Annotated in this window: 18 protein-coding genes and 1 tRNA gene; 14 read left to right on the forward strand and 5 right to left on the reverse strand. The window is 30.2% G+C overall.

The window, feature by feature from the left end; translation table 11 throughout:
* Positions 1-42: 42 nt before the first annotated feature.
* The 13 genes from dusA to I1N47_01215 all read left to right on the forward strand — a co-directional run bounded on the left by dusA (position 43) and on the right by I1N47_01215 (position 12,601).
* Positions 43-1,056 (forward strand): tRNA dihydrouridine(20/20a) synthase DusA, encoded by a 1,014-nt coding sequence (dusA, locus tag I1N47_01155; protein WBF65894.1) that lies wholly within the window; start codon positions 43-45, stop codon positions 1,054-1,056.
* A gap of 211 nt (positions 1,057-1,267) precedes the next feature.
* Positions 1,268-2,332: a chorismate synthase gene (aroC, locus tag I1N47_01160; protein ID WBF65743.1), complete on the forward strand. Its 1,065-nt coding sequence runs from the start codon at positions 1,268-1,270 to the stop codon at positions 2,330-2,332.
* A gap of 72 nt (positions 2,333-2,404) precedes the next feature.
* On the forward strand, positions 2,405-3,808 hold the full coding sequence (gene leuC, locus I1N47_01165; protein WBF65744.1) for a 3-isopropylmalate dehydratase large subunit: 1,404 nt from the start codon (positions 2,405-2,407) through the stop codon (positions 3,806-3,808).
* A 10-nt stretch (positions 3,809-3,818) separates the two neighbouring features.
* Complete coding sequence (gene leuD, locus I1N47_01170) at positions 3,819-4,460, forward strand: 3-isopropylmalate dehydratase small subunit (protein ID WBF65745.1); 642 nt, start codon at positions 3,819-3,821, stop codon at positions 4,458-4,460.
* Positions 4,461-4,513: 53 nt separating this feature from the next.
* A complete protein-coding gene (leuB, locus tag I1N47_01175) occupies positions 4,514-5,599 on the forward strand; it encodes a 3-isopropylmalate dehydrogenase (protein ID WBF65746.1) in 1,086 nt (361 codons plus the stop codon).
* Positions 5,600-5,641: 42 nt separating this feature from the next.
* A complete protein-coding gene (asd, locus tag I1N47_01180; protein ID WBF65747.1) occupies positions 5,642-6,769 on the forward strand; it encodes an aspartate-semialdehyde dehydrogenase in 1,128 nt (375 codons plus the stop codon).
* Positions 6,770-6,872: 103 nt separating this feature from the next.
* The gene (gene truA / locus I1N47_01185) at positions 6,873-7,670 is read left to right on the forward strand and encodes a tRNA pseudouridine(38-40) synthase TruA (GenBank protein WBF65748.1); all 798 of its coding nucleotides are present in this window, start codon (positions 6,873-6,875) and stop codon (positions 7,668-7,670) included.
* A gap of 20 nt (positions 7,671-7,690) precedes the next feature.
* Positions 7,691-8,371 carry a phosphoribosylanthranilate isomerase gene (locus I1N47_01190; protein WBF65749.1) on the forward strand — a complete coding sequence of 227 codons (681 nt, stop codon included), beginning with the start codon at positions 7,691-7,693 and terminating at the stop codon, positions 8,369-8,371.
* 68 nt (positions 8,372-8,439) lie between these two features.
* A tRNA-Val gene (locus I1N47_01195) sits at positions 8,440-8,516 on the forward strand.
* Between the two features lie 263 nt (positions 8,517-8,779).
* Positions 8,780-10,711: a threonine--tRNA ligase gene (gene thrS, locus I1N47_01200; GenBank protein ID WBF65750.1), complete on the forward strand. Its 1,932-nt coding sequence runs from the start codon at positions 8,780-8,782 to the stop codon at positions 10,709-10,711.
* Positions 10,712-10,736: 25 nt separating this feature from the next.
* Positions 10,737-11,261: a translation initiation factor IF-3 gene (gene infC / locus I1N47_01205; GenBank protein WBF65895.1), complete on the forward strand. Its 525-nt coding sequence runs from the start codon at positions 10,737-10,739 to the stop codon at positions 11,259-11,261.
* 67 nt (positions 11,262-11,328) lie between these two features.
* Positions 11,329-12,282 (forward strand): glutathione synthase, encoded by a 954-nt coding sequence (gene gshB / locus I1N47_01210; protein ID WBF65751.1) that lies wholly within the window; start codon positions 11,329-11,331, stop codon positions 12,280-12,282.
* A gap of 61 nt (positions 12,283-12,343) precedes the next feature.
* Positions 12,344-12,601, forward strand: a complete 258-nt coding sequence (locus tag I1N47_01215; protein ID WBF65752.1) for an HPr family phosphocarrier protein — start codon at positions 12,344-12,346, stop codon at positions 12,599-12,601.
* A gap of 19 nt (positions 12,602-12,620) precedes the next feature.
* Here I1N47_01215 and dut read toward each other — a convergent pair whose 3' ends face one another.
* From dut to I1N47_01240, 5 genes are all read right to left on the reverse strand, one after another.
* A complete protein-coding gene (gene dut, locus I1N47_01220) occupies positions 12,621-13,130 on the reverse strand; it encodes a dUTP diphosphatase (GenBank protein ID WBF65753.1) in 510 nt (169 codons plus the stop codon).
* Positions 13,120-14,334, reverse strand: a complete 1,215-nt coding sequence (coaBC, locus tag I1N47_01225; GenBank protein ID WBF65754.1) for a bifunctional phosphopantothenoylcysteine decarboxylase/phosphopantothenate--cysteine ligase CoaBC — start codon at positions 14,332-14,334, stop codon at positions 13,120-13,122. The genes dut and coaBC overlap by 11 nt, the downstream gene beginning before the upstream one ends.
* Before the next feature lie 21 nt (positions 14,335-14,355).
* Entirely contained in the window at positions 14,356-14,883 is a 528-nt protein-coding gene (locus I1N47_01230) for a lipoprotein signal peptidase (GenBank protein WBF65755.1), read from the reverse strand.
* A gap of 130 nt (positions 14,884-15,013) precedes the next feature.
* Positions 15,014-17,872: an isoleucine--tRNA ligase gene (ileS, locus tag I1N47_01235; protein WBF65756.1), complete on the reverse strand. Its 2,859-nt coding sequence runs from the start codon at positions 17,870-17,872 to the stop codon at positions 15,014-15,016.
* Positions 17,850-18,806 carry a bifunctional riboflavin kinase/FAD synthetase gene (locus tag I1N47_01240; GenBank protein WBF65757.1) on the reverse strand — a complete coding sequence of 319 codons (957 nt, stop codon included), beginning with the start codon at positions 18,804-18,806 and terminating at the stop codon, positions 17,850-17,852. The genes ileS and I1N47_01240 overlap by 23 nt, the downstream gene beginning before the upstream one ends.
* Before the next feature lie 61 nt (positions 18,807-18,867).
* On the opposite strand from I1N47_01240, the gene I1N47_01245 reads away from it, so the two are divergent.
* The gene (locus I1N47_01245; GenBank protein WBF65758.1) at positions 18,868-19,521 is read left to right on the forward strand and encodes a phosphoribosylglycinamide formyltransferase; all 654 of its coding nucleotides are present in this window, start codon (positions 18,868-18,870) and stop codon (positions 19,519-19,521) included.
* Positions 19,522-19,715 lie beyond the last annotated feature (194 nt).

The following is a 19,715-nucleotide window of genomic DNA, read 5'->3' on the forward strand; positions in this document are numbered from 1 at the left end:
CATGTATATTAATTAATATTTTTAATTTAGTTATTCAATTACATTTTAGTAGATTTATATATGAAGAAGCAATGTAGGAAATTTAGTGTAGCCCCTATGTTAGGAATTACAGATAGGCATTGTCTTTTTTTCTATAGTTTATTATCGCCTAATGTTAATTTATATAGTGAGATGATAGTTACTTCTGCTTTAATAAATAATGTAGAAAATTTGCATAAATATTTATATTTTAATCATATAAAAAATCATACCGTTTTGCAGTTGGGTGGAAATATTCCAATAGATTTAGCTAGATGTGCAAGTTTTGGTGAGTTTTTTGGTTATAAAGAGATTAATATAAATTGTGGTTGTCCATCTGATAGAGTGTTAAAAGGTTCTTTTGGAGCTTCTCTGATGAATAAACCTTTATTGGTAGCTGATTGTATTAAAGCTATACAAGATACTGTTTCAATACCTGTATCTGTAAAACATAGGCTTGGTCTGAATGATAATGTTTCTTATGGTTTTCTAAGAGATTTTGTAGGTATTATATATGATGTTGGATGTAGAGTTTTTGTAGTACATGCAAGAAATGCTATTTTAGGAAAACTAAATCCTAAAAATAATCGTACTATTCCAGCATTAAATTATGAATATGTTTATCAATTGAAAAAAGATTTTCCTGATGCCGTGATTATTTTAAATGGTGGTATTTTAACTTTAGAAATTGCTAATAGTGTTTTGCAAAAAGTAGACGGGATCATGATTGGACGTGCAGTTATGAATAATCCTTTGATTATTTCAAGTATATCTAGTGTTTTATGGCCTGATTATATTCCATATAAGGTAGATAGAATTATTAATATAATGATTGAATATGCAGAAAAAGAAGTATCTAATGGAGTACCTATTGGATCAATAGTGCGGCCAATGTTAAATATGTTCAAAGGCTTTAAAGGTGCTAAAATATGGAGAAATATGCTATCTGATCAAAGTAAATTAAAAAAAAATAATCCTGAAATAATAATGTCAGCATGGAAAAATATTTCTGTTTTTCTTAATGATAATATTGTTTGATTTTTGATAAAAATTGTAATTTGTTATTAATTGTTAACGTATCTTTTAGGATATGTTAGAATATATGCTCTTTGAGGCATTATAATAATATTTATGTGAAAGATTTTAGTTTATACAGTTGCTTATTTTTATTGGGTCTGTTAAGTAAGATTTTTACATTTATTGAATAATGTCTTTATTAAAATGTTAAATTCAAATTTTGTGATCTTATATGTCTGGTAATTCTGTAGGTAAATTATTTTGTGTTACTAATTTTGGAGAATCACATGGTCCTGCTATTGGTTGCGTGGTAGATGGATGTCCTCCAGGAATGAAATTAGATCGTCTTGATATCCAGTCTGAACTCGATAGAAGAAAACCAGGTACTTCTCGTCATGTTACACAGAGACAAGAAAAAGATGAAGTTGAAATATTATCAGGAGTCTATAATGGAGAAACTACTGGAACTCCAATATCTTTATTAATTCGTAATACTGACGCTCGTAGTAAAGATTATTCAAATATAGCTGAAGCATTTCGTCCTGGACATGCCGATTATTCTTATTGGCATAAATATGGAATCAGAGATCCTAGAGGTGGTGGTAGATCATCAGCTCGTCTAACTGCACCTACAGTGGCTGCAGGTGCGATAGCCAAGAAGTGGCTTTTTGAAAAATATAGTGTATCTATATCTGCTTATATGAGTCAGTTAGGTAAAATTTTTATTCCATTCATTTCTTATGACAATATTGATAAGAATCCTTTTTTTTCTCCAAATATGGAAATAGTTCCAGAACTAGAGAATTATATGGATTTATTGCGTAAAAATGGAGATTCTATAGGTGCTCGTGTTGAAGTTGTTGCTAATAATGTACCTGTTGGCTTAGGAGAACCTATTTATGATAGGTTAGATGCTGATATTGCGCATATAATGATGGGGTTGAATGCAGTTAAAGCAGTATCTATTGGTTCTGGTTTCGAGTCTATAAGTCAATTGGGTTCAGAACATGGTGACGAAATTACACCAGAAGGTTTTAAATCTAATAATTCTGGTGGGATATTAGGAGGTATATCAACAGGACAGCCTATTACTGTATCATTGGCAATTAAACCAACTTCCAGTATCAGAGTTGAAAGAAATTCTGTTAATAAAAATAATGAATCTGTTGTTGTTCAAACCTTTGGTCGTCATGATCCTTGTGTTGGTATAAGAGCTATTCCAATTGTTGAGTCTATGATGGCAATAATTCTTATGGATCATGCCCTTAGATACCGAGGTCAGTGTGGTATTAAATAAGTTGTTTTTTATTAAAATCGTTTCTACTATCTTTTAGTAGTTTAATTTAAATAGTTTTTAAAGAGTTCTTTTATGGCAAAAACCCTATATGATAAACTTTGGGATGCCCATGTCGTACGTCAAGAATCCGATGGGACTTGTTTGATTTACATAGATCGTCATTTGCTTCATGAGGTAACTAGTCCTCAAGCATTTGAAGGATTATCTTTAGCTAATCGTAAACTGTGGCGTATTGGAGCAAACCTAGCTGTAGCAGATCATAATGTTCCTACAGTAGATCGATCAAAAGGTATAGATGATCCAATATCAAAATTGCAAGTCGATACTCTTGATAATAATTGTAAGAATTATGGTGTTTTAGAATTCCGTATGAATGATTTACGTCAAGGTATAGTTCACGTTGTTGGTCCTGAGCAAGGTGCTACTTTGCCAGGAATGACTGTTGTTTGTGGTGACTCTCATACTAGTACTCATGGTGCAATAGGAGCTTTATCTTTTGGAATAGGTACTTCAGAAGTTGAACATGTTCTTGCTACTCAAACATTGCTAATGAAGAAAAATAAGAATATGTTAATCACTGTGGAAGGTCAACTTCCTTACGGATGTACTGCTAAGGATATTATTTTACATATTATTGGTGTTGTAGGGACTGCTGGAGGTACTGGCTACGCTATAGAATTTGCTGGTGAGGCAATACGTTCTCTTTCAGTAGAAGGTAGAATGACGGTTTGTAATATGGCTATAGAGGCAGGTGCCAGATCAGGATTGGTAGCAGTGGATAATAAAACCATCGAATATTTCAAAGGTAGACCATTTTCTCCAAAAGGTGAACTCTGGTCTGAGGCATGTAAATATTGGAATAATCTTCACAGTGATGATGGAGCTGTATTTGATAAGGTTATAAAAATTAATGCTTCTGATATACATCCTCAAGTAACTTGGGGAACATCTCCAGAAATGGTATTGCCTATTAATGCTAGAACGCCTGATCCATCAAAAGAACCAAACCAAGTAAAACGTAATAGTATAGAAAGAGCTTTGTCTTATATGGGGTTGGGTCATAATTTTCCATTAACTGATATTAAATTAGATAAGATATTTATTGGTTCTTGTACTAATTCAAGAATTGAAGATTTGAGAGATGCAGCTAAAGTTTTAAAAGGCAAGCATATTGCTCCTAATATTATTCAAGCAATTGTTGTTCCTGGGTCTGGGTTAGTAAAAAAACAAGCTGAAGAAGAAGGACTTGATCAAATTTTTATTGATGCTGGGTATGAGTGGAGAGAACCCGGTTGTTCTATGTGTTTAGCTATGAATGCTGACAGACTTGAACCTGGAGAAAGATGTGCTTCTACCTCAAATCGTAATTTTGAAGGTCGTCAAGGACAAGGTGGTAGAACTCATTTAGTTAGCCCTGCTATGGCAGCAGCAGCTTCAGTTGCTGGCCATTTTGTAGATATTAGAGATTTTAACTGAGTTATTTAATATGCAACCGTTTACTATTCATAAAGGTCTAGTAGTTCCATTAGACCGAGAAAATGTTGATACAGATCTAATAATACCAAAACAGTTTTTAAAATCGATAAAGAGAACTGGGTTTGGTCCTAATTTATTTGATGAATTAAGGTATTTGGATCATGGTGAACCTGGTATGGATAATAGCAAACGTCCTATAAATCCCGATTTTGTTTTAAACCAAAAGCGTTACGCTGGTGCTTCTATTTTGTTAGCTAGAAAAAATTTTGGTTGTGGTTCCAGTAGAGAACATGCTCCTTGGGCTTTAACACAATATGGTTTCAGGTCAATTATTGCTCCTTCTTTTGCTGATATATTTTTTAATAATAGTTTTAAAAATGGTTTACTTCCAATAGTATTATCTGAATCTGATGTTTCTATGTTGTTTGAAAAGGTAGAAAAAACACCTGGTTATAAAATTACTATAGATTTATATAAACAGAAAATTACTACAGATGATGAATTAACTATTAGTTTTAATATTGAATCTTTTAGGAAGCATTGCTTATTAAATGGATTTGATGATATTAGTTTAACCCTTCAATATTCTAGCGAAATTAAAGAATTCGAAAATAAACATTTGCTTAGTAATCCATGGTTGGAAGCTATTTGAATGTAATTTTATTTTAATTTTTTATTATTTATGTTTTTATAATTGGACAAAAAATGACTAATGTTGTTGCGGTTTTAGCTGGTGATGGTATAGGTCCAGAGATTGTAGAGCAGGCTGTTCGTGTTTTAAAATTTTTAGATAATAATATTATTATCAAAAATGCCTTGGTAGGAGGAGCAGCTTTTGATCAATTTGAACATCCTTTGCCTACTGAAACACTTAATTTAGCAATTGATTCTGATGCTGTTTTATTTGGAGCTGTTGGTGATTGGAAGTATGATAGTTTACCTCGCGAATTACGTCCAGAACAATCGATTTTAGGTCTTCGCAAATCGCTTGGTTTGTTTGCTAATCTTCGTCCTGCTTTTTTATATTCTGACTTAGCAAATGCATCTACTTTAAAGCCTGAAGTTGTTTCTGGCCTAGATTTATTAATAGTTCGAGAATTAACAGGTGATGTATATTTTGGCCAGCCCCGTGGAACTAGAATATCTAAAGATGGTCATTTTATAGGAGAGAAGGAAGGTTTTGATACTATGCGTTATTCTGAATCAGAAATTCGTAGAATAGCTCATATTGCATTTCAGTCTGCACAAAAACGCAATAAAAAACTTTGTAGTGTTGACAAAGCAAATGTTCTGGAAACTTCTCAGTTTTGGCGAGATATTGTTATAGATGTATCTAAAGATTATAAAGATGTTGATTTGACACACATGTATATAGATAATGCAGCTATGCAATTGGTTAAAAACCCATGTCAGTTTGATGTTATTGTTACTGGAAATTTATTTGGTGATATACTGTCTGATGAAGCAGCTATGCTTACAGGATCAATAGGGATGCTTCCTTCTGCATCATTAAATTCTAAAAACCAAGGTTTATACGAACCAAGTCATGGATCTGCACCAGATATAGCTGGTAAAAATATAGCTAATCCTATAGCGACGATTTTATCTGCAGCTATGTTGCTTAGATATTCTTTGAATATGCCTATTCAAGCTGACTTGATTAATACTGCTGTTGAAAATGTTTTATCGCAAGGTTTTCGTACTTCTGATATATTTGAGCAAGGTATGATCAAAGTTAGTACTTCGGAGATGGGCGATGAAATTCTAAAGGAATTGAATAGAAAAATTTAGTTATTAAATTTATTAATACTTATTTTATTAGAGTGACATAATATGATTAAATCAGTAGGTATAGTTGGTTGGAGAGGAATGGTTGGTTCCGTTCTAATGAAAAGAATGCGTGAAGAAAATGATTTTTCTTTGATTAATCCTGTATTTTTTTCTAGTAGCAATGTTGGTGGAGATGCTCCTGATTGGGCTGATGGAGCTGACAAGTTAAGAAATTCTTATGATATCAATGAATTAAAAAAATTACCTATTATTCTGACTGCTCAAGGTGGTGATTATACTACAGAAATTCATACAAAACTTAGACAAATTGGATGGGATGGAATATGGATAGATGCTGCTAGTTCTTTGCGAATGGAAGATAATTCCGTTATAGTTCTTGATCCAGTTAATCGTTCAGTTATTGATAATGCCTTAAGGAAAGGTATTCGTGATTTTATAGGTGGTAATTGTACTGTTAGTTGTATGTTAATGGGGTTAGCTGGATTGTTTAAGCATAATCTTGTAGATTGGATTTCATCTATGACGTATCAGGCTGCCTCTGGTGGTGGAGCTCAGCATATGAGAGAACTGCTTAACCAATTTGGAATAATTAATAATTCCGTAAGTGAGCTTTTACAAGATACAGCATCCGCTATTTTAGAAATTGATAGAGAAGTTTTGAATATTCAAAAATCTTTTGATTTTCCGAGTCCTCATTTTGGAGTCCCTCTAGGAGGTAGTTTAATACCATGGATTGATAAAGATCTTGGTAATGGCATGTCTCGCGAAGAGTGGAAAGCAGAAGTTGAAACTAATAAAATTCTAGGTAATGAAAAAAATAGCAAAGACTCAATACATGTAGATGGTATATGTGTGAGGATAGGTGCTATGAGATGTCATAGTCAAGCTCTTACTATTAAACTAAAAAAAGATATTCCTATCAATGAAATAGAAGAGATTATTGATAGTGGCTCTTCTTGGTCTAAGGTAATACCTAATAATAAAGAGGATAGTGTTAATAAATTAACTCCTATTGCGGTTGCTGGAACACTAGATATACCGGTTGGACGTCTACGTAAATTATCTATGGGTCCTAATTATCTTAGTGCTTTTACCGTTGGGGATCAATTGTTATGGGGTGCAGCTGAACCTTTGCGTCGTATGCTAAGAATAGCTTTGGGTCAAGCCTAGTATTATATTATTTTTCTATAAATTGAGGAGTGTGTAGTATGCACTCCTCAATTTTTTATTACATATTATTAACGATTAACATAGTTGTTTTACTGTTTTAGTAATGAATAGAATAGCTTTGGGCTTATCTTATAATGGCTCTTTTTTTTATGGATGGCAATCACAGCCTAATTGTCATTCTATACAAGATATACTGGAAAGTGCAATATCAAAATTTGCATCTGTTAATGAAAAAATTAAGACTATATGTGCTGGTCGTACTGATCGTGATGTTCATGCTATTTCACAAATTGTTCATTTTGATACTAAATTAGAGAGAAATATGATTTCATGGGTAAGAGGAGTAAATGCTTTTTTACCAAAAAATATTTCAATACATTGGGCTAAGAATATAACAACAGATTTTCATGCTAGATTTAGTGCTATATCTAGAACTTATACTTATGTTTTATACTGCGGTAGTATTAGACCATCTATATACCATGATTTGGTTGGATGGTGTATGTATGATTTAAATATAGATAAAATGATAGAAGCATCTAGTTATCTAATTGGTTTACATGACTTTTCAAGTTTTAGGGCATCTAGATGTCAGTCTAATACATCTGTTAGAGAAATATATCGCTTTGATATAAAGAAAAAGGGTTCTTTTATTATTTTTACAATAGAGGCAAATAGTTTTTTATATCATATGGTTCGCAATATAGTAGGAGTTATGATCGAAATAGGTAGATCTATTAAAAATATAGAATGGATGAAAGAATTATTAGAAATGAAAAATAGATCTTTTGCAGCTCCAACTTTTTCTCCTAATGGATTGTATTTGCTTTCTGTTAAATATCCTGATTATTTTAATTTGTCTTCTGACATTTTCAAAAGTAGCGTAATTTTTCCATTTTGATAGAATAAAGTGAAAGTTGTATGATTAATAAAAGAACTAGAGTAAAGATTTGTGGTTTTACTAGGGTAGAAGATGTTATTTCTGCTATTACTCTTGGAGTTGATGCCATAGGTTTAGTATTTTATAAAAATAGTAAAAGATTTATATCTATAGAACAGGCTATTAATATAAGGAAAGAAATTCCTCCATTTGTGGATTTAGTTGCTTTATTCGTAAATGCTACAAAATCAGAAATTCATCTTGTTCAAGATAAAATTTCACCAGATTTTTTGCAATTTCATGGAGATGAGTCAGAGGATTTTTGTTCTATGTTTAAACAAAAATTTTTAAAAGTATTTAGAGTTGGAGCTCCTGGCTTAGAAAATAGTAATAATCTGGAACGTGCATGTAAATCCTATTCTTCTGCTTCAGGTTGGTTATTTGATAGTTATACAGAAGAATATGGTGGTAGTGGTATCTCTTTTAATCATAATGTTTTAAATTCTTTGTGTAGAAATTTTATCAAGAATCGTGTAATAGTATCAGGTGGAGTGAATGAAACTAATGTTGAAAATATAATTAGATATTTAGATCCATTTGCTTTAGATTTTAGCAGTTGTGTTGAGGTTTCTCCTGGTATTAAATCGTTAGAAAAGATGTCTAATATTTTAAGTATTATAGAAAAAACAAAAAATTGTGTTTCCATAAATACAAAATTATAAATTTACATCATAATAACTATGATTATATTTGCAGATTTTCTAAAGGAGAGTTAAGATATACAATCTATAGGCGGTTAGCTCAGATGGTTAGAGCGCTACGTTGACATCGTAGAGGTCGTTGGTTCGAGTCCAATATCGCCTACCAAATCAATAAATATTGTAATTAATAATTAGTTTATCTCTGTGTTTTTGTGATAATTTCAGCATAATTTATGCTGCTTTCTTTTTTGTCGGTATATCATATTTAGATTTCTAGATATGATTTTTCTGTCTGGAAGAACTAATTTTTTAAATTTAATTAATTGTTTCCATAGTATTTAATGGCATTAAGGATCATTAACGTAAATTTTATTGGTTTTAGTTTGATTTGATAATTCAATATTTATAAAATTTAGGGAATATTAAGTAATGATTTTAGTTACCTTGCCAGATGCTTCTCAATTAAGATATGAAACTAGCATTAGCATTTCAGAAGTTATAAAAGATATTGGCTTGGATAGTAGTATAGCCCTATTTGCATATGTAACCGATAAAAATGGTATTCCTAAGTGCGTAGATTTAGATTTCCTAATCTCTGAAAACATCAGTCTTAAGATAATAACCATATATGATAAAGAGGCATTAGAGGTAATTAGACATTCTACTGCACATTTATTAGCATATGCTGTGAAGGAATTGTATCCTGATTCTAAAATAGCAATAGGTCCAGTTATAGATAATGGTTTTTATTACGATATTAGTTGCAAACATACTATTACTTTGGAAGATTTGGTCGTAATAGAGCAAAAAATGCATGAATTGGCATTAAAAAATGAGCCTATAGTCAGAGAGCATTATAGTAGAGATAATGCAATAGAGTTATTTACGACTTTGGGTGAGGACTATAAAGTAGAAATAATTTCTCAAATACCAGAAGATGAAAATCTGACTTTATATAGAGAAGGGCAGTTTGTTGATTTATGTAGAGGTCCTCATGTACCATCGAATGGTTTTTTGAAACATTTTAAGTTATTAAAAGTATCAGGTGCTTACTGGCGTGGTAATAGTAAAAATGAAATGTTGCAGAGAATATACGGCACAGCATGGTTGACTAAAGAACAACAAGATGATTATTTAAATATGCTGCAAGAAGCAGAGAAAAGAGATCATAGAAGAATATCCAAGGAATTAGATCTATTCCATATTCAAGAAGAAGCTCCTGGATTGGTTTTTTGGCATCCTAAAGGTTGGGTTATATGGCAGGAAATTGAGAAATATATGAGATCTATATATTTAGAAAATGGTTATAAAGAAATAAAAAGTCCGCAAATATTAGATATTTCTCTTTGGAAAAAAACTGGTCATTTGGATAACTATAGTGAGAATATGTTTGTAACACATTCAGAGAATAGAGACTATGCTTTGAAACCAATGAATTGTCCAGGTCATATACAAGTATTTAATTCTGTTTTAAGGTCATACAAAGATTTACCAATTAGATATGGGGAATTTGGTCAGTGTCATCGTAATGAATATTCTGGGTCTTTACATGGATTAATGAGGTTGAGAGGTTTTACTCAGGATGATGGTCATATATTCTGCACAGAAAAAGATTTACAAAATGAGTGTATAGATTTTACAAAATTATTACAAAAAGTATATAATGACTTTGGTTTTAAGGACATTATATATAAAATTTCAACTCGTCCTAAAAAAAGGATTGGTGATGAGGATGCTTGGGATTTAGCTGAGAAAGCTTTGATGAATAGTCTTAGTGAACTTGGTTGTGATTTTGAGATTAGTCCAGGTGATGGAGCTTTTTATGGTCCTAAAATAGAGTATATGTTAAAGGATGCAATAGGAAGAAATTGGCAATGTGGTACTATACAGGTAGATTTTTTTATGCCATCTAGACTAAATGCTGAGTATGTTGATTCATCTGATAAAAGACGTGTTCCTGTTATGTTGCATAGGGCTATTCTAGGTTCTATAGAGCGTTTTATAGGAGTTTTGATCGAACATCATGCCGGTTCTTTGCCAATATGGTTATCTCCTATACAAGTTGTTATTTGTTGTATTTCAGAGCAGTCTGAAGAATATGCAAAATTTGTAATGAATGATCTCAAAGATAGAGGTTTTCGTGCTATTGTTGATTTGCGAAATGAAAAAATCAATCGTAAAATTAGAGAACATAGTTTGCAAAAAATACCGTATGTTTTAGTTGTTGGAGAGAAAGAGAAAAGTAATTTAACTATTTCAGTTCGTAAATTAGGATCAAATCATTCGATTCTTATGAATAATGATGATTTTGTGATGCAATTGAAAAATGAAATTAAATTACATAAAAATATCTCTATTTGATTTTATTTTTTGAGGAGTTGTTAATATCGCTACCGAAAAAACTAGTCGCATTAATAATGAAATTCGTGTTCCCGAAGTGCGTCTTATAGGTATAGAAGGGGAACAGTTAGGAATAATGAAGATTTCTGATGCTTTGCGTTTATCAGAACAGAATGAAGTTGATTTAGTTGAGATAGCTCCTAATGCTGTCCCTCCTGTTTGTAGATTAATGGATTATGGTAAATTCAAGTATAAAGAACAGAAAAGGTTAGCTGAAGCTAGGTCAAAACAAAAAACAATTCAGGTAAAAGAGGTTAAATTTAGGCCATCTACAGACGATGGTGATTATAATGTCAAGTTAAGAAATTTACGTAAATTTTTGGATGATGGAGATAAAGCTAAAGTTTCTTTGCGTTTTCGTGGAAGAGAAATGGCGCATCAAGATTTAGGTATGCGTGTCTTAGAAAGAATACGTAATGATTTGTCCGATCATGCTGTTGTAGAGTCAATGCCAAGGCTAGAAGGAAGACAAATGGTTATGATGCTTTCACCAAAGAAAAAAAGTGCTTAGACTATATTATATTTTTTAATATTTTGCTTTTATAGTAGTTATTTTTTTACAATTTATTTTTAATTTTATGCATGTATTATTCATTATAGATCCATTGACTTCTCTTGTTGCTTATAAAGATACTTCTGTATCTATAATGGCTTCTTTAATTTCACGTGGGTATGATGTTAGTGTTGCTACTCAAACAGATTTATTTATAGATCCTAATGGTGAAGTTAAGGTTAGTGCTAAAAAATTATTCTTAAAAAATCATATGAATCTAAGTAGTACTGATTGGTTTATCACTGATCATGTATGTACAAATATTATTAATATTTTCGATATTGTTTTGGTTAGAAAAGATCCTCCTTTTGATATGGAGTATTTTTATTTAACTCATATATTAGATATAGCTAAGAAAAAAGGTGTAAAGGTTATTAATGATCCTACATCTCTTAGGAATTATTCTGAAAAATTATCTATTTTAAATTTTCCAGAATTTATTATGCCAACCCTGGTATCTAGCAATATTAATGAATTGAAAGATTTTTGTTTTTTCTATAATGATATTATATTAAAACCGTTAGATGGCATGGGAGGATCAGGAATATTTAGATTAAAAAAAGATGATCCTAATTTAAATGTTATATTAGAAAATTCTACTAATAATTCTCAACGTACTGTAATGGTGCAGAAATATATTCCTGAAATATCAAAAGGCGATAAAAGGGTAATTTTAATCAATAGTCGAATAGTTCCTTATTGTCTAGCTAGAATTCCTAAAAAAGGTGAGAGTAGAGGGAATTTAGCTGTTGGTGGTCATGGAATTGCACAACCTGTTTCTGAAACTGATATTAAAATAGCCAAAGCAGTTGGGTCTTTTTTGGAAGATAAAGGATTATCTCTCGTTGGTCTAGATATTATAGGTGATTATCTTACAGAAATTAATGTCACTAGTCCTACATGTTTTGTCGAAATTACTAATAGTACTAAATTTGATGTTGCTGGAATGTTTATAGATTATTTAGAGAATACTTTATAATCTATTTTAATAGATTTAGATGGATTTTAGAATTCAATCTTAACATATGGTAATTTATTTTATGACAATTATTAAAAGCATAGTTCTAAATAAAAAAAATGGTTTAGATGTTTCAGAAGCTTCTAAATTGACAAAAATTGCTAGTCAATTTAGGAGTGAAGTTTTTATTTCTTGTGATGCACGTAAAGTAAATGCAAAAAGCATTATGGGTATAATGATGCTAGCTGCAGGAACAGGAAAACATATTACAATAGAAGTTTCTGGTCCTGATTCTGAAGAAGCTATAAAAGCTTTAGATCTGTTTTTTTGTGATATATAAGAACACATTTAAGTATAATTTATATTCCAGTAGAACCAAAACCTTTATCACCTCTATTATTTTTTTTTGAAAAATTCTCTACTATATTGAAAGTTGGTTTTAATATAGGTAAAAATATCATTTGTGCTATTCTTTCGCCAGGATTTATAAAAATTGAATCATTGGACATAATATTATTTCTGTTATATACACTTACAAATATTGTACCTGAGTAATCTGCATCTATAACGCCAGCAGTATTTCCTAAAACCAATCCTTTCTTATGACCAAGACCAGATCTTGGAAGTATAATAGCCATCATATTTGTATTATTCATATGAATAGCAATACCAGTAGATACTAATATTGCTTTGTCATTTGGTTTTATTTCGATTGATTTTTCTATACATGCATATAAATCAATACCAGCAGCAAGTTCACTCTGATATTTAGGTATATTTAATTTTTCTTTCAAAAAATTATCGGTAATTTTAATTTCTATTGACGGTGATAATAGATTTTTAATCTGATCTAAATATTTATTTTCCATTTGATTGCTTATTATAAAATCTTGTTGAAATTTCTTTTATAAGAATTCTTGATATTTCAAGTTTGCTAGCTTTAGGTATATTATATGAGCCATTTACATCTATTAACATTACTTCAGAGTCATCAGAGCACATGGCATCTGTAGCAATATTTGCTATTATTATATCTAAATTTTTATTAATTAGTTTTTTTTGAGCATTATTTTTTAAATCTTCGGTTTCTGCTGCAAATCCAACACAGAATGGTTTTTTCTCTAAATGAGTAACTTCAGCTAATATATCATAGTTATATTCTAATTGTATTTCTGGTATATATTCACTATTTAATTTTTTGATCTTTTTTTGTTTATAATTTTTTACTTTCCAATCAGAAACAGCAGCAACAGATATAAATATATCTATATCTATATCATTTATTATCTTCATGACCATATTATACATTTCGTCAGCTGTGTTTATGTTATAAACATTTACATAATTTGGTGCTTCTATTTTAGTTGGTCCTGTTATTAAAGTAACATTTGCTCCTGATTCATAGGCAGATCTTGCTATAGCATATCCCATTTTCCCAGAAGATTTATTACTAATAAAACGTACTGGGTCTATTGGTTCTATAGTTGGTCCAGCTGTTATTAGTATATTCTTATCTGCTAATAATTTTTCTTGAAATATTGATGTTATTTCAATTAGCAAATTTTCATTATCTGCTAATTTTCCATAACCTTCTTCGCCACAAGCTTGTATTCCATATGTTGGACTAATAACCTTTATTCCATCATAAATAAGTTGTTTAACATTTCTCTGGATAACAGGATTATTCCACATTTCTTTATTCATTGCAGGAGCGACATATAAAGGACATTTTCTTGCTAAACACATTGTTGATAAAAGGTCATCGGCTATACCAAGTGCTAGTTTTGATATAAAATTAGCACTTGCCGGTATTATAATCAGTAAAGCAGCTTCTCTTGTTAAGTTTATATGATCCATAGCATTATTTGACTGATTATTAGATTCATCAAATACTACTCTTCCGGATAAAGCTTGCATTGTAGTTTTAGTTATAAAATTTTGTGCTGATTTTGTCATTACAATATCAACTAAGATATTTTCCTTTATAAGACTTCTAACCAAATCGGCTACTTTATAACAAGCTATACTACCTGTCATACCTATAATGATTTGTTTTTTAAAAAGTTTAGACATTTGAATATATTTTTTAACAACCTATAATTTTTTTGTCATAGAAAGATTTTTATTTTTTAATGATCTTATCTCAACAAAACAAACTAATATTACTCCAGTTGAAATATAGAGATCTGCTAAATTAAAAACTGGAAAGAAAAAATTATTCCAATACAACAATAAAAAATCAATAACGTATCCATTACAAAAACGATCTATCATATTGCCGATAGTTCCTGCAATGATCATTACAAGAGCTGTGTTATGTGTTTTTGTCATATTATAGGAATTTAATATTGTAAGCATAAAACAAGATACAATAATACCAATTAGGATAAACAAGTATTTTTGATTTCCTTCTGGATTAGATAGAAAACTAAAGGCTGCACCCCAATTGTATGCTAGTGTTAAATTAAAATATGAGGTTATGTATATTCTATGTCCATATTCTATCGTTTTATCTATATATAATTTACTTAATTGGTCTAATAGAATTAATATTAGTATTAATAAAAAATAGATTTTTTTAATATGCATCTTCTTATTATGCGTACAAGAGAAATATACCATAGATTAGGCTTTATTACGTTTTTCACCATTTTCAAATTTGGTCTAATAGAATTAATATTAGTATTAATAAAAAATAGATTTTTTTAATATGCATCTTCTTATTATGCGTACAAGAGAAATATACCATAGATTAGGCTTTATTACGTTTTTCACCATTTTCAAATAGATTTTGAATACATCTATTACAAATAGTTTTATATTTATTATTATTGCCAACCTCTTCTCTCCAGTGCCAACAACGTTCACATTTTTTATGTTTAGATGCATGGACAATTATTTTTGTTTCTTTTTCTAGAGAATCTATAAGATTAGTTTTGGATACAATAAATATAAAATGTAGGTCAGATTCTAAGCTCTCTAATATTTTTTTATCATGATTATTTGCATATATATCTATTTCTGCTTGTAAAGATGATCCTATTTCTCCAGCAGTCCTAGCTTCTTCTAATTTTCTTTGAACATTATCTCTAATTTTTCTTATAGAGAACCATTTGTCATAGAGATAGTTATCTTTTTCTATATTTAATTTTTGAAATAATTGTGTAAATATAGTTGTGGTATTATTTTCATTTCTTAATGAAGGTATTGTTTTTACTAATTCTTGCCATGCTTCTTCAGATGTAAATGAAAGAATTGGTGCTATGACCTTTAGAAGAATTTGTGTAATCTCCAATAATGCCGTTTGAGCTGACCTACGTGCTAAACTATTAACAGGAGTTGTATATAACCTATCTTTCAATATATCTAAATAGAAAGAGCCTAAATCTTCTGAACAAAATTTTTGTATTTTTGAAACTATCTTATGGAATTCATATTTTTCATAATATTGCAAAATTTCCTCTTGAATTTTTGATGTTAGAACTAAGGCATATTTATCTATTTCAAACATATTTGAATATTCTACATAGTTATTCTTATGATCAAAATCAGATATGTTTAATAGTAAGAACCTAATTGTATTTCTTATTCGTCTATAACCTTCTACTGTTCTATCAAGAATTTCTTTAGAAATTGATAATTCGCTAGAGTAATCTGTACTAGCTATCCAAAGCCTTAGTATATCAGCACCTAGTGAATCACATATTTTTTGGGGAGAAACTATATTCCCCAAAGATTTACTCATTTTTTTTCCTTGACCATCTACGACAAATCCATGAGTTAGTAGAGCTTTATAAGGAGCTTGCTTATATAGCATACATCCAATCAATAAGGAAGAATGAAACCATCCTCGATGTTGATCAGATCCTTCTAAATATAGATCAGCTGGCCATTCCAATTCTTGAGAATGAGTTCCATTAAATTCATTTTCCTTACCACCTATAACAGTTAAATGAGTAGATCCAGAATCGAACCAAACATCTAAAGTATCATTGCTTTTTTCATATTGTTCAGCAGTTTTTTTATCAATTAGACTATTGCAAGCAATGTTTTGCCATTCTTCAATTCCACCTTTTTCTATTTTCTGTGCTATTACTTCCAATAATGGTATGGTATCAGGGTGTATGTCCTTAGAATATTTATTTAATAATAAAGCCATAGGTACACCCCATTGTCTTTGTCTTGAAATTGTCCAATCAGGTCTGTTAGTAATCATTGCTTTCAGTCTATCTTTACCCCAAGATGGATAAAAAGTAGTTTTTTCAATGTTATCTAAAGCAATTTCTCTTATAGTCTTGTTATTATCTGATTTGATATCTAGTCCAACGAACCATTGATTAGTAGATTTGAAAATAATCGGTGTTTTGTGACGCCAGCAATGCATATAACTATGTTGATATATTTCTTGTTTTACTAAAGTGCCAGTTTTTAGTAACATTTCAATGATTTTTTTATTTGCATCCCAAATTGATATATCTTCTAGCAAAGGTACTTTAGACATAAAAGCACCAGATTCTGTAATAAGATCGAGAATATCTGAGTTTAAGAATCCATTTTTTTTAAAGACATTAAAATCATCTAAGCCATGTGCAGGCGCAGAATGTACAATACCAGTTCCGGTATCTGTAGTTACATATTTACCCATTAGTATAGGTGATGTTCTATTATAAGAATCATGTAAACTAAAAAAGGGATGTAAAAAAGTGTGTCTTTCTAATTTCACGCCCTTTATTACTGATAATATCTTTCCTTCTAGATTTGTTTGTTCTAGAAAATAGTTAACTCTATCCTTTGCTATTATTATGTTTGATAAAATCTTCTTGTCTGAATTTGTTTTTATTAGTGCGTAATCTATATCAGGATTAACACTGAGAAATTGATTTGCAGGTATTGTCCATGGTGTTGTAGTCCATATTATGGCGGAACATATATTAATATTATAACTAAATATGTTAGATATTTTTTCTGTATCAACAGCTTGAAACGCTACGTATATAGCATCATCTTTCCTATCATAATATTCTATTTCAGCTTCTGCTAAGGCTGATTTACAATCAAAACACCAGTTTATAGGTCTTAAGCCTCGAAAAACAAATCCTGATTCCATTATTTTTTTTAATACACGAACTTCGTTTGCTTCATTTTTGAAATTCATAGTCAAATATGGATTGTCCCAGTTTCCAAGTATTCCTAAACGTTGAAATTCTTGTTTCTGTTTTTCTATCTGTTCTTTGGCGTACAATCGAGCTTTTTTTTGAATATCTTTAGTAGATAGATGTTTGCCAAATTTTTTTTCTATTTGTATTTCTATGGGCATACCATGACAGTCCCAGCCTGGAATATAATGAGCATCATATCCCAACATTGTTTTGCTTTTGATTATTATGTCTTTGAGAACTTTGTTGACAGCGTGCCCTAAATGGATGTTTCCATTTGCATACGGTGGTCCATCGTGCAATGTGAATTTTTGTCTTCCTTGACAAGATTTTCTAATAATATTATATATATTTTGTTCTTCCCATTTTTTTAGCCATTCAGGCTCTTTTTTTGGTAGATTACCACGCATTTGGAAAGATGTATCTAATAGGTTAAGTGTATTTTTGTAGTCCATTGTTAGCAAAGTAAGAACGTGCGTTTTTTATATCATTTGAAATTGCATTTATCAAAGATTGGATTGTAGGAAATTTTTCTTCATCACGAATTTTTTTTAAAAACTCTATATAAATAATTTTTCCATAAGCATCTATATTATCATCTATAAGATGAATTTCTAATAATAAAGATCCATTTATTTCTATGCTTTCTCGTACACCAAGATTTGCAACTCCTGGTAAAATTTTATTTTTTAGGCCATATACTCTGACAATATATACTCCTTTATCTAAGGCATAATTTTGAGGAACAGTTATGTTCATTGTTGGAAATCCTAGTTTTCGTCCTATTTTTTTTCCATGTATCACATGACCACTGATTCCAAATGTCCTGCCTAATAGACTTTTAGCTGCTTCTAGATCAGATTTTCTTAATAAATCCCTTAATTTTGAACTGGATATGATGTTTCCAGTCGTATTATTTACATTTTCAATGTTATATAGTTGAAAACCATATTTTATGGATGCTTTTTTTAATAACTCTAAATCACCTTGACGTTTATAGCCAAATCGAAAGTTTTCTCCTATTATAAGTAGTTTCATATTAAACTTTCGTATTAAAAAATAATCTATAAACAAATCTGCTTCAATATTAATTATATTGTCAAATCTTTGAATCATTATTTGATTCATGCCATGCTTTGTTATAAGCTTTATTTTATCTCTAGTTTTATAGATTCTCGATGTTTGTTTTTGATTAAAATATTCACGAGAATGAGGATGAAATGTAAGCACAGAAGGTATCATATTGCTAATAGAAGCTTTTTGTACTAGTCTCTGAAAAAGTTTTTGATGACCTAAATGAACTCCATCAAAGTTTCCGATTGTAATTGCGCATGCTTGGTTCACGCAGTTACATTGTTTGTTTTTGTAGGTATGCAAGATTATTTTCACAAATAAGAAAGTAATTATTATAGTCTAACTAAATTTTACATTAAATGGGGATGTTATTACCGTGAAAACATATCATAAAAATTGTCGTTTTGTTATTTTAATTTCAGGACGTGGTAGTAATATGCAGAAAATAATTGAGTCATGTGTTGCAGAAAAATGGCCTGCAATTATTTGCGCTGTAATTTCTAATGATCCTAGTGCGAAAGGATTAGAATGGGCTAAATCTAGAGGCATAGATTCTATTTCTTTAAATCATAAAGATTTTCATAGTCGTGAGCTTTTTGATCAATGTTTAATTGATAATATAGATAAATATGATCCTGATTACGTTTTATTAGCTGGCTTTATGAGGGTTTTAACAAAAGATTTTGTTGAACATTATAACGATAGACTAATAAATATCCATCCATCTTTGTTACCTTCTTTTCCAGGATTAAATACTCATTCTAGGGCCCTAGAAAAGGGAGTACTTGTTCATGGTTGTACTATTCATTTTGTTAATGCCAATTTAGATGATGGTCTAATAATAGCACAAGGTTGTCTTCCTGTTTTGTCTGGTGATAATGAGGTTAGTCTATCTGAAAGTGTTTTAAGTATTGAGCATAAGCTTTATCCATTGGTTGTTAAATGGCTTTCTATGGGTAAAATTAATATAGATGAATCAAGAAAGGTAAGTGTTGTAGGAGAGAAACGTTTTATCTTTATTGAAAGATAATTAATTTATAAGAAGATTAGTTGTTTTTTTGCTACACTAGTATTATCATTGACGCGAAGGTTTATAAATCTTTCATTATTAATTAATTAATATTTTAATTAGAATATCTTTTCTGTGGTTTGTTGAATTAACTCAATTATAAATTTCCAATGATTTTTATTGATGGAGTATATCATAGTGGTAAGTTTTTTATT

The sequence above is a fragment of the Candidatus Kinetoplastibacterium crithidii genome (assembly GCA_027557655.1).
In the GTDB taxonomy this organism is placed as follows: Bacteria; Pseudomonadota; Gammaproteobacteria; order Burkholderiales; family Burkholderiaceae_B; genus Kinetoplastidibacterium; species Kinetoplastidibacterium crithidii_C.